This is a genomic window from Mesorhizobium sp. M7A.F.Ca.CA.002.15.2.1 (assembly GCF_003998715.1).
Classification (GTDB): Bacteria; Pseudomonadota; Alphaproteobacteria; order Rhizobiales; family Rhizobiaceae; genus Mesorhizobium; species Mesorhizobium ciceri.
Window position 1 is genome coordinate 1 of record NZ_RZPI01000127.1, and the last position, 10,178, is coordinate 10,178.

A 10,178-nucleotide genomic window follows, 5' to 3' on the forward strand; every position below is an offset into this window, starting at 1 on the left:
CGACATCGCCGAAGGCGTGATCCGTGCCAGCGACAGCCCGGCCACGGGCAATGCCGCCTGGGACTCCAGCCGTCCGGATCCGGCCACAAGCAGCGCCCCCTGGCGCATCTTCAACATCGGCAACAACAACCCGGTTAAGTTGACCGCCTATGTCGAGGCGCTGGAAAACGCGCTCGGCCGCAAAGCCATCGTCGAACTCTTGCCGCTGCAGCCCGGCGATGTGCCCGATACCTTCGCCGACACCTCGGCGCTGGAGCAGGCGGTCGGCTACCGCCCGACGACGACAGTGACCGAGGGCGTCGGGCGGTTCGTCGAGTGGTACAAGGCGTATTTTGCGCGGGCATAGCGGAAGACGCCGGGTTTCATGCTCAGATTTTAAATGGTGTCTCGTTGCCTTCGTCAAGCTCTAGCGGAACAGGCAGATAAGCATTGGCAATTAGCCAGTCGCTGACGATCGTTTTGATCAAATCGGACTTGGAAACTTCCATCTCCGCTGCGATTCCAAAAAGTAATTCGTCTGTTCTCGTGCCCAGATCGACACCGGCGACGTTTCTAAGCATCAGGGCGGCCCTACGAAGTACAATTTGAAGGTCGGCGCGGGATATGTCCGCTATCTGGTCGGCGGCGCTCTCAAGCTCTCCTGCAAAGATCAGGCGGCTCATTGAAGGTCACTCCAGCACAGGCGGAGTAGGATCGTACCCGATTGAAACTATCCCCGGATGCCGATGGGCGATGGCGAGTATCTGGGTCTCAAGCTCACAGTTGTAGGCCATGAGCGCCTTCACGGTCTCAAGAGGGCTGTCGTAGCGGGCGATCAGCTTCACCGCTTCAGAGTGCAGTTCGGATTTGGCTTCGGTGTCGAAGTGCATTGTGCCCATGGTGCCTACTCCTAACGCGTCGCGCGGCGCTGCGGGGTGAGTGCGTCAAGTCGTTCCTGAAGGTGCCCGTTGAGCACGATCATTTCCTTGAGCGCTTTCATCACATCACCCTTGTGGACTGCAATGAAATCCTCGGCGTGGGCCTGGAGGGCAGCCTCCTGGCGGCTGTTCAGTGTCACAATTCGATCCATGGCATTACTCCATACGCTGCATGGGCGTAGTGAACAAAAAGGGAACATAAATGTCAAGAGTGAATTGACTCGGCGAGGAACTCATTCCTATTTTTGGCTATGCCGGAACAGAGCAGACGACCGCGCCGCCTTGTCCAGACCCTGTGCCGAGCGCATGAGGTTGGTCAGCTAATCCGTGTCCGGTGCATCAACTGCAACATTACACGCCACTATCTCCCCGGGGACCTCGCCAAATTGGTGGGGGACATTCCGTTTTGGGACGTTGACCGGCACATGCGCTGCGAGCGCTGCAAACGCCGCGAGCTTGATGTGGACATTCTGCTGCCAAGCGCATCGGAGGGCATGAAGATACGCGTGAGGCGACTTGTTGAAATCCGCATGGTACGACGCGTGATCTGGAGGGATGAATAACTGGCGCTAACAGCCCAACATTTCAATCACGTGCCGCCGATTTGCTTAGCGCCGCTTACGACGAAAAAACATCACGACCAAGATTGTAAGAAAGATGGCAATCGCAAGGCCCGGTGCAACGTCCGAGAGTATCCGAAGGCCAGCCATCTAGAACAACGAGCCTTGGCTTGGCGGTACTGGTGCCTGCTCGGGAAACTTGATCTGTGTGGCAGGCTTCTCGACAATCACAAGAGCATCATCCGGCGCTGTGCGTTGTAGCCGCTTCGCTTCCGACCATGGCGCTGTCAGCCAAGTCTCTGTTTCCTCTTGCGTCCTCAGGATCACCGGCATAGCTTTTTCATGGATCGGCTTGATGAGGGCATTGGGCGCGGTCGTCATGAAACCGTAAAGCTCGAAATCGCCGGGGCCGTCCTTTACCTTGCGGACCCCATGCCATGGCGTCCAGAGGCCAGCGAAGAAGAATAACGGGCGGTCCTCATTGAGCGCGAACCAATAGTTCCGCTGAATGCCTGTCTCGCGGTCTTTATCGCCGGGAGTTGGGCTGGGCTCTGCGAAGCTTGTTACCGGCACCACGCAACGGTTCTCGACGCCGACATACTGTTGCCAATGGCTGTACTGCGGGTTGCGAATGTTGGTAGTGCCGTAGTCAGCCTTGCCCTTGACGCGCTCGGCCGGCGTCGGCATTCCCCACAGGAGATTGGCTAGCTCACGGCCTTCAGGGGCGTTACGCACCACTGGGCCGGGCTGGTTGGGATAGATGTCAACGGACGGTTCAAGGTTGCCTAGGATGTCCCGCAAAGTCCGGGTCCACTGGCGGACCGCCTCTTGTGACGTGGTGATGTTGTAGAGATTGCACATGCGGTGAATGTGCCTAGCAGCGAACCGATCAGCAAGCCCCAACGGGGATATCCTGTTGCGACTAGCCCCGGTAATAGATCACCGTAGGATCAAACCAGTGTACCCGTACCGACCAAAAGAGAGAAAGAGGGGCTCCAAACCGGAATTTCTCGACTGTTGGGCCACTGACCAGTCCTCCGTCGTTCTCGGTATTTAGCAAAGCGTTTCGCACGCAATCCCGTCACTATCGCGATCCAGCCTGCCGCCCCATGAGCAGTTGCTGAGATACCATTGGGCTTCAGCGCAAGAGCTTATCTGAGAGCATTTACGGCGAGGCTCGCACGAATAGCCTTGTGACTGAGCCTGACGGCCTATGATACCGAGAGGCTGATTGGCCGCGGGCTGCGTATCTTCGGCGTGCTCGGCGCGCCACGTCCATGGGTCTTCGAAGAAGCCTTTCCACAGGCCGAGCTTGGCAGCCTTGGCGACCGCTTGTTGGGATGCATAGCCGCCATGGCTGTATTTGGGCCAGTCGAGGGCCAGCCCATTCTTGACGAGCCAGGCCGCCACGTCGGCTCCGTCCGCCCGGTAGCAATTGCCAACGAAGCGTCCGTATTGATCCCAAGTGACAAACTCGCATCGTAAGGGCTTCGATTTAGCCATGAATTTTTCGAGGGAAGTTTTGGCCTGCCATCCACATGAATACCGAAAGTGCTTCGCATCCTCGCACTGTTGATCATACTCGGGTGCGTCGATGCCGTTGAACCGAACGCGCGTCCCATTGATCTCAATTGTATCGCCATCAACTGCCGATGCGCGGCCTTGAAGCACTTCCCCGTTGGTTTGCTGACTGGGTGCGGCCGGTTCCTCGACCTGCCGTGTAACGCTCTGGGTGAGATTGCTGGCCTCCGGTCTGATCTCAACGGTGGCCTTTGGATTTGGCGAGGTAATGCCCGGTCTCTGGTACGGAACGGGATAATAATACGCGGCCAACGCAATGACTGCGAGCCAGCCTAGCCCTCCTTTCCTTGTTCGAGACAACCTATTTTCCCTCGCACCCAATGCCGTCGCGATCACCATCGAGCCCGTTAGGATCAGAGCCTGTGATCTGCACCCCAGGGGCAACCACTGCATTGTTTCCGCTGCCGCCTGCACAGTCCAAATCAGCGCTACGGGCTCGGGTCGCACCTCGGTATCCGTTGAAGACTGCCACCGCGCGCGCTCCGTCGCCTTCAATACGCGTGTTTTGGCTATTCGGATTGAACGGATCGACAGTTTGCAAAAGCATATTTGAGCGGTTCGCATCGCCGGCAGCGAGCGTCACCGAGTCATAATTATTCAAATAGTCGGCAGTGCAGCCTGAGATGAACGCAACAACTGTTGCGGTCGAAAACCAACGCCAATTCATGAAGGTATCCCCCGACACCAAACCCATCATGCACCTTTTGAATTTTGTTGTCGAATCCACTCTCTAATCCGTTTGCCTTGTGACTGGGCGTTTCCCATACAAGGCGCCGGGAGTGCTTTATTGGGTAAGGTCGATTCTTGAGCTATTGGGTATTTTTGGGTATTTTTTTAGGTATGGCCATGAAGATCGGTTTCCTGCAAATCACCCCTGAAACCCTTGCTTTGGTCTCGGAGATCGACGAATTCAAAGGGGCCGTGTTCTGTTTTCAAATCGTGCCGCTGCCTGCCGCCCTGTTGAGCGGATTGCGGCCTGAGGTTCTACTTGCAAATCCGTGGCTGAGCGGTGAAACCGGGCTGCGTTTCGTCAGTGTCGGCGTGGGACGTACGATCGAGTGTCTGTTGTATTTCGTGGCGATGGCTGCATTCTTTCTGAGCGTCACCCGCTTGCGCCCAGATCAGGTCTACGGCCTTCTGCCCTTCTTTTTCATGGGTGTCATCTGTAACGGATTGGCTGCGGCGATCCAGTATTCACTCTCCGATACGGTTGCCATACAGGGTTTGTTGCCGTTCACGATCAATGCGGGACTGTTTGCCAACCAGAACCATTTTTCAGCTTTGCTCTTCGTCTCCATCCCCTTCGTTGTCTACTACGGCCTGTTTCGCGGGCACCTTCTGTCCGGGTCGCTCGGCTTGATAACGCTGCTGCTGTTGCTTCTGGCCGCCGGTTCGCGCGCCGGTATTCTGATAGGGCTGGCGATCACCATGGTATCAGTCGTCTTTCTGTCCGCGCGCTCGAGGCTGGGCGGGTATGGAATACCCGCTGTCTTCATCGGGCTTTCACTCTACACGATCGGGGGCGTGGACGAAGATCGATGCGGAAGTGGTTGACCCGGCCTTTGGACGGGCCGAATTTGCCCGCACGACGATCGCGGGAATTGAAGAGAACTGGGCGACGGGCGTCGGCTTTGGGAGTTTTCCGAAGGTCTATCAGATTTACGAAAAGGGAGAGATGATCTTCAAGCCCTACGTCAATCACGCCCACAATGATTATCTGGAATTGGCACTTGAAGGTGGCGCTCCTGTTGTCTTTCTGGTCGCAGCTTACGCGATATTGCTTTTTGCGTTTTCCGTTACGGCACGGCGAGATCCGCTGCAGAAAATGGCGTTTCTCTCAGTATCGTTTCTGCTCGTTCATTCTCTGGTCGATTATCCCTTGCGAACGGCGGCACTGGCGATGACCTTCGCCTATATGAATGGCGTTATCTTTCACAAGGGACTTGCTGAGCGGCTGAGCCAGAGAGGCGAGTCGACCGCCGCCCATGATGACAATCTGCTTGTTCCCGTCAGGCCGGCCCTGGCAAGACGATAGCAATGCGTCGCCTGAATTGGCCATGGATTGGCGCCGGATCGTGACCCAGTCATTTGACGAACGCCGAGATTGACAAGCCAGTGCATGGAACCTAAGCACGGGCGGCTAGGGCCGGGGGGTTCAGGCATGTCAAGGAGAGCTTCTTGAAAGGAATTATCCTTGCTGGAGGCAGTGGAACGCGTCTTTATCCACTAACATTAGCAGTCTCTAAGCAAATTCTGCCGATATACGACAAGCCGATGATCTATTATCCGCTGAGCGTTCTGATGCTCGCGGGTATCCGAGAGATTCTGATCATTTCGACGCCGCGTGACCTGCCGGTTTTTCGCGATCTGCTTGGCGATGGATCGGAGTTCGGGCTCGACCTGTCCTATGCCGAGCAGCCGCAGCCCAACGGGCTGGCGGAAGCCTTCATCATCGGCCGCAATTTTATCGGCAAGGACAACGTGTCGATGATCCTCGGCGACAACATCTATTTCGGCGATGGGCTGTCGCAGCTTTGCCGCGACGCTGCCTCGCGCGAAAAGGGCGCTTCGGTGTTCGCCTATCATGTCGAGGATCCCCAGCGTTATGGCGTGGTTTCCTTCGACAAGGCCACGGGAACGGCGCTGACGATCGAGGAAAAGCCGCAGGTGCCGAAATCCAACTGGGCGGTCACCGGTCTCTACTTCTATGACAACGATGTCGTCGACATCGCCCCTGCCATCCGTCCCTCGGCGCGCGGTGAGCTCGAGATCACGGCGGTCAACAACGTCTACCTTGAGCGCGGCCAGTTGCATGTGCATCGGTTGGGGCGCGGCTATGCCTGGCTCGACACCGGCACCCATGACAGCCTGCATGAGGCCTCGTCCTTCGTGCGCACCATCGAGCACCGCCAGGGCATCAAGGTCGCCTGTCCCGAAGAGATAGCCTTTGAACAGGGTTGGCTGACTGTGGACCAGGTTCTGCGTCGCGCCGATCACCTGGGCAAGAACGAATATGCCGCCTATCTGCGCCGGCGTGTCGTCGACCTGTCGGAGGCCTAGGTGCTGGAAGTCAGGCCCCTTGGCATCGATGGCGTTCTGGAAATCGTTCCGAAGCGACATGGCGACGCGCGCGGCTTCTTCGTCGAAACCTACAATGCCGAGCGCTTTTCGCAGGCCGGCATAGACTTGGCTTTCGTGCAGGACAATCATTCTTATTCCGCCGCGGCGGGCGTCTTGCGAGGGCTTCATTATCAGCTTGCGCCGCGCGCCCAGGACAAGCTGCTGCGCGTCATCCGGGGCAGCATTCTCGACGTTGCGGTCGACATTCGCCGCAGCTCCAAAACTTTCGGAAAATGGGTCGCTCTCGAAGTGTCGGCCGAAAAGGGCAACCAGATTCTGGTGCCGAAAGGCTTCGCGCACGGCTTCGTGACGCTCGTGCCCGACACCGAGGTCCTGTATAAGGTGACCGATACCTATTCGCAGGCGCATGACCGGTCGATCCGTTTCGACGATCCCGCCATCGGCATCGAATGGCCGTCATTGACCGGCGGGTTCCAGCTCTCGGACAAGGACCTGAAGGCGCCGCTGCTGGCTGCCGCCGAGGTGTTCGCCTGATGGGTTATTTGAGGACAGCGGCATGAATTTTCTGGTGACGGGCGGTGCTGGCTTTATCGGTTCGGCGGTATGCCGGCATCTATGCGCCAACCCGGCCTATCGGGTGACCAATCTCGACAAGCTGACCTATGCGGGAAACCTGGCCTCGCTGCGGCCGATCGAGAACGCACACAATTATCGCTTCGCGCAGGCCGATATCTGCGACGAAAGGGCCGTGCTCGACATCCTCCGGCGCGACGATATCGACATCGTCATGAACCTTGCCGCCGAGAGCCATGTCGACCGCTCGATCGATGGGCCGGGCACTTTTATCGAGACCAACATCGTCGGCACCTACAAGATGCTCAATGCCGCGCTGGAGTACTGGCGCGGCCTGCCCGAGGACAGGAAGAGCCATTTCCGCTTCCATCATGTCTCGACCGATGAGGTGTTTGGCGATCTTCCGTTCGATGGCGGCATGTTCGTCGAGGAAACGCCCTACGCGCCATCCTCGCCCTACTCCGCCTCGAAAGCGGCCTCGGACCATCTGGTGCGGGCCTGGCACGAAACCTATGGCCTGCCGGTCGTGCTTTCCAATTGCTCGAACAACTACGGACCCTATCACTTTCCCGAAAAGCTGATCCCGCTGGTCATCCTCAATGCGCTCGACGAAAAGCCGCTGCCGGTCTATGGCGCCGGCGCCAATGTGCGCGACTGGCTGTTCGTCGAGGATCACGCACGCGCGCTGGAACTTGTCGCGACCAGGGGACTGTCCGGCGAAAGCTACAATGTCGGCGGCAATTCCGAGCGGACGAACCTTGGCGTCGTCGAGACGATCTGCGATCTGCTCGACAGCAGGCGGCCGCGGGCAGGGGGCAAGAGCTATCGCGACCTGATTTCCTTCGTCACCGACCGCCCCGGTCACGATCGCCGCTATGCCATTGACGCCTCGAAGATAGGCCGGGACCTGGGCTGGACGCCCAATGAGAATTTCGACAGCGGCCTCGCCAAGACCGTCGACTGGTTTCTCGACAACAAATGGTGGTGGGGACCGATCCGCGAGCAGCGCTACGCCGGTGAACGGCTGGGCGAAGCACGCAAGGGGGCGGCGTGAGGCTGGTTGTCACCGGACGCGACGGGCAGGTCGCGGCAAGCCTCCTGGAGGCCGCCCAGGCGGCCGCCGGCGTTGAGGTCATCGCCATTGGCCGTCCGCAACTCGACCTTGCAAGACCCGACACGGTGATCGAAGCCATCGCGGCCGTGAAGCCGGATATCGTCGTGTCGGCTGCCGCCTACACGGCGGTGGATCAGGCCGAGGACGAGCCCGATCTGGCATTCGCGGTGAACGCCGTCGGCGCCGGCAAGGTGGCGCAAGCGGCGGCGCTGCTTGGCGTTCCCGTCATCCATCTATCGACCGACTATGTCTTCGACGGCACCGCCCATGGCGCCTATGTCGAGACCGACGCCACTGCACCGCGCAGCGTCTATGGCGCCTCCAAGCTTGCCGGCGAACAGGCGGTTGCATCGGCCAATCCGCGCCATCTGATCCTGCGCACGGCATGGGTCTACAGCCCGTTCGGCAAGAATTTCGTGAAAACCATGCTGCGGCTGGCCGCTGACCGCGACGAGATTTCGGTTGTGGCCGATCAGTGGGGAAATCCAACATCGGCACTTGATATCGCCGACGGCATCTTTCATATGGCGCGGCACCTCAAGGCGGACCTGAAGTTTGCGGAGTGGGGCGTCTACCATGTGGCGGGCGACGGCGACACAAATTGGGCCGAGTTTGCACAGCGCGTCTTCGTAACGAGTCTGGAAAGGGGCAGGCCGTACGCTGCGGTGCGCGGCATTTCGACGTCAGACTATCCGACGAAGGCGAAACGTCCTGCGAATTCACGCCTCAACTGCGGTAAAATGGCCGCTACGTTCGGCTGGCGGTGCAGATCTTGGTACACCGCGTGCGACGAGGTGGTTGAGCGGCTGACGGCCCGTTTGTAGGACCTTGCCAAAGTCATCTGATTGCAGTGTCAGGCCACGATGATACGAGCGGCAACCACACAGATCAATATCGACTCGCCTGGAGTACTTGCGAATGAAGGATGCCAACCACGGACCAGATGTCGTCGGGAAAAGCTACCTAGAGACGATCGCCGATATCCACTCGGCCCTAAGGCCGCGATCCTATTTCGAAGTTGGAGTCCAGTTTGGAAATACTCTTGAGCTGGCCAAGTGTGAAACGGTAGCGGTCGATCCCTACTTTGTCTGTGCAAAGAACATCATTGGCTCCAAGCCCCGCTGCTTTCTCTATCAGCAGACCAGCGACGATTTTTTCAAGAAAACGCGTCCGAGCAAGATTTTGGGCAAGCCTGTAGATTTGGCCTTTCTAGACGGCATGCATCTGTTCGAGTTCCTCCTGCGCGACTTCATCAACACCGAAAGAGAGTGCGCGGAAGGCTCAATCATTCTGCTGCACGACTGTCTCCCTCCCGGCTACAAGATGACCACCAGGGATATGAAAACGGCGATCGAACCTGCTGACAACAACTTTCCAGGGTGGTGGGCAGGTGACGTATGGAAGGTAGTTCCCACCCTGCTGAAGTATCGTCCCGATCTATCCGTGACTGTCACGGACTGCGCGCCGACCGGGTTGGTCGTCGTTACCAATCTCAACCCCGAGAGCACGGTTCTGCAGGACGCCTATGATGATATCTTGAAGACATTCAAAGCTGACAATCGGGACGAGTATGACGACTATTGGAAGTCGGTCAAAATCGTTCGTGAAACGGCGCTCAATATCGCGGCAAGGCACCGGCCGTTCGACGGATGCGGAAAGAGTTCCTGATATGGAAGCGATGGCCGAGCGGGTGACTGGGTTGGTCTCGTCTGCCCCCCGCGCGCCCGCTCCTATAAGTCGGAAGATCGCATCTTTTCGAAAGGCGACAGCCCAATTGACTCTGCGACGCTGTCAGCGCAAGTAGGTTTTCACTTTTCCGTTATCTGGATGTGATACCTGCATGATACCTGCTCTATTCCTTCATATTCAGAAGACCGCCGGGACGTCCATACTTGCAAAGGCATCCGAGCTGTATGGTCGAGAAAATTGCTGCATGCACGGCGATTATCTCAGCCGCACACCGGAACAACTCGAACCCTTGATGATGGTATCCGGCCATTTCGGTTTCGATTACGCTGAACGCTTCATGACGGGACGTTACAGCTTTACCTTCCTCCGGGATCCCGTTGAACGGCTGCTTTCATATTACAGCTACTGTCGTGGCGCGACGAGAGATGAGTATGAAATCAATACGTTGGCACATGACAACGATGCTGAAATGTTCTTTCGGGCAGGAGAGACGGCTGACTCCAAGTTCGCTTCGCACATGTGGAATCATCAAGCATGCCAACTGGCGTCGGGCTGGGGCGCCTCGTTGGTCGGCAAGAGCGATATCGAGCCAGGCGGGTTGCCGCCGGACGAGCTCCTCGATCGGGCCAAAGCCAACCTAGCTCGCTTCGATTACGTTGGGCT

At 57.9% G+C, this 10,178-nt stretch carries 14 protein-coding genes and 1 pseudogene; 9 read left to right on the top strand and 6 right to left on the bottom strand.

Annotation, left to right across the window (positions count from 1 at the left end):
• Window positions 1-346 (top strand): annotated as a pseudogene (locus ENZ74_RS10190) (capsular biosynthesis protein CpsI); the annotation flags it as partial.
• 22 nt (window positions 347-368) lie between these two features.
• On the opposite strand, the gene ENZ74_RS10195 reads toward ENZ74_RS10190, so the two are convergent.
• From ENZ74_RS10195 to ENZ74_RS10225, 6 genes are all read right to left on the bottom strand, one after another.
• The gene (locus ENZ74_RS10195; protein WP_013532734.1) at window positions 369-662 is read right to left on the bottom strand and encodes a hypothetical protein; all 294 of its coding nucleotides are present in this window, start codon (window positions 660-662) and stop codon (window positions 369-371) included.
• Window positions 663-668: 6 nt separating this feature from the next.
• Complete coding sequence (locus ENZ74_RS10200; RefSeq protein ID WP_013532733.1) at window positions 669-878, bottom strand: hypothetical protein; 210 nt, start codon at window positions 876-878, stop codon at window positions 669-671.
• A gap of 11 nt (window positions 879-889) precedes the next feature.
• On the bottom strand, window positions 890-1,069 hold the full coding sequence (locus ENZ74_RS10205) for a hypothetical protein (protein WP_013532732.1): 180 nt from the start codon (window positions 1,067-1,069) through the stop codon (window positions 890-892).
• Window positions 1,070-1,627: 558 nt separating this feature from the next.
• Entirely contained in the window at window positions 1,628-2,338 is a 711-nt protein-coding gene (locus tag ENZ74_RS10215) for an SOS response-associated peptidase (RefSeq protein ID WP_013532730.1), read from the bottom strand.
• Window positions 2,339-2,530: 192 nt separating this feature from the next.
• Window positions 2,531-3,310 (bottom strand): thermonuclease family protein, encoded by a 780-nt coding sequence (locus ENZ74_RS10220; RefSeq protein ID WP_244514276.1) that lies wholly within the window; start codon window positions 3,308-3,310, stop codon window positions 2,531-2,533.
• 49 nt (window positions 3,311-3,359) lie between these two features.
• On the bottom strand, window positions 3,360-3,785 hold the full coding sequence (locus tag ENZ74_RS10225; protein WP_224674090.1) for a calcium-binding protein: 426 nt from the start codon (window positions 3,783-3,785) through the stop codon (window positions 3,360-3,362).
• Window positions 3,786-3,862: 77 nt separating this feature from the next.
• On the opposite strand from ENZ74_RS10225, the gene ENZ74_RS35045 reads away from it, so the two are divergent.
• From ENZ74_RS35045 to ENZ74_RS10260, 8 genes are all read left to right on the top strand, one after another.
• A complete protein-coding gene (locus ENZ74_RS35045) occupies window positions 3,863-4,612 on the top strand; it encodes a hypothetical protein (RefSeq protein ID WP_244514277.1) in 750 nt (249 codons plus the stop codon).
• A complete protein-coding gene (locus tag ENZ74_RS35050; protein ID WP_244514278.1) occupies window positions 4,605-5,093 on the top strand; it encodes an O-antigen ligase family protein in 489 nt (162 codons plus the stop codon). Before ENZ74_RS35045 ends, ENZ74_RS35050 begins: the two co-directional genes overlap by 8 nt.
• A gap of 143 nt (window positions 5,094-5,236) precedes the next feature.
• A complete protein-coding gene (gene rfbA / locus ENZ74_RS10235; RefSeq protein WP_013532727.1) occupies window positions 5,237-6,118 on the top strand; it encodes a glucose-1-phosphate thymidylyltransferase RfbA in 882 nt (293 codons plus the stop codon).
• A complete protein-coding gene (gene rfbC / locus ENZ74_RS10240) occupies window positions 6,119-6,673 on the top strand; it encodes a dTDP-4-dehydrorhamnose 3,5-epimerase (RefSeq protein ID WP_013532726.1) in 555 nt (184 codons plus the stop codon).
• A 22-nt stretch (window positions 6,674-6,695) separates the two neighbouring features.
• Complete coding sequence (gene rfbB / locus ENZ74_RS10245) at window positions 6,696-7,766, top strand: dTDP-glucose 4,6-dehydratase (RefSeq protein ID WP_013532725.1); 1,071 nt, start codon at window positions 6,696-6,698, stop codon at window positions 7,764-7,766.
• Complete coding sequence (gene rfbD, locus ENZ74_RS10250; RefSeq protein ID WP_013532724.1) at window positions 7,763-8,650, top strand: dTDP-4-dehydrorhamnose reductase; 888 nt, start codon at window positions 7,763-7,765, stop codon at window positions 8,648-8,650. Before rfbB ends, rfbD begins: the two co-directional genes overlap by 4 nt.
• A 94-nt stretch (window positions 8,651-8,744) precedes the next feature.
• Window positions 8,745-9,494: a class I SAM-dependent methyltransferase gene (locus ENZ74_RS10255; protein WP_063167689.1), complete on the top strand. Its 750-nt coding sequence runs from the start codon at window positions 8,745-8,747 to the stop codon at window positions 9,492-9,494.
• Between the two features lie 172 nt (window positions 9,495-9,666).
• On the top strand, window positions 9,667-10,178 hold a 512-nt coding region (locus ENZ74_RS10260), incomplete at its 3' end, for a sulfotransferase family 2 domain-containing protein (RefSeq protein ID WP_164760990.1).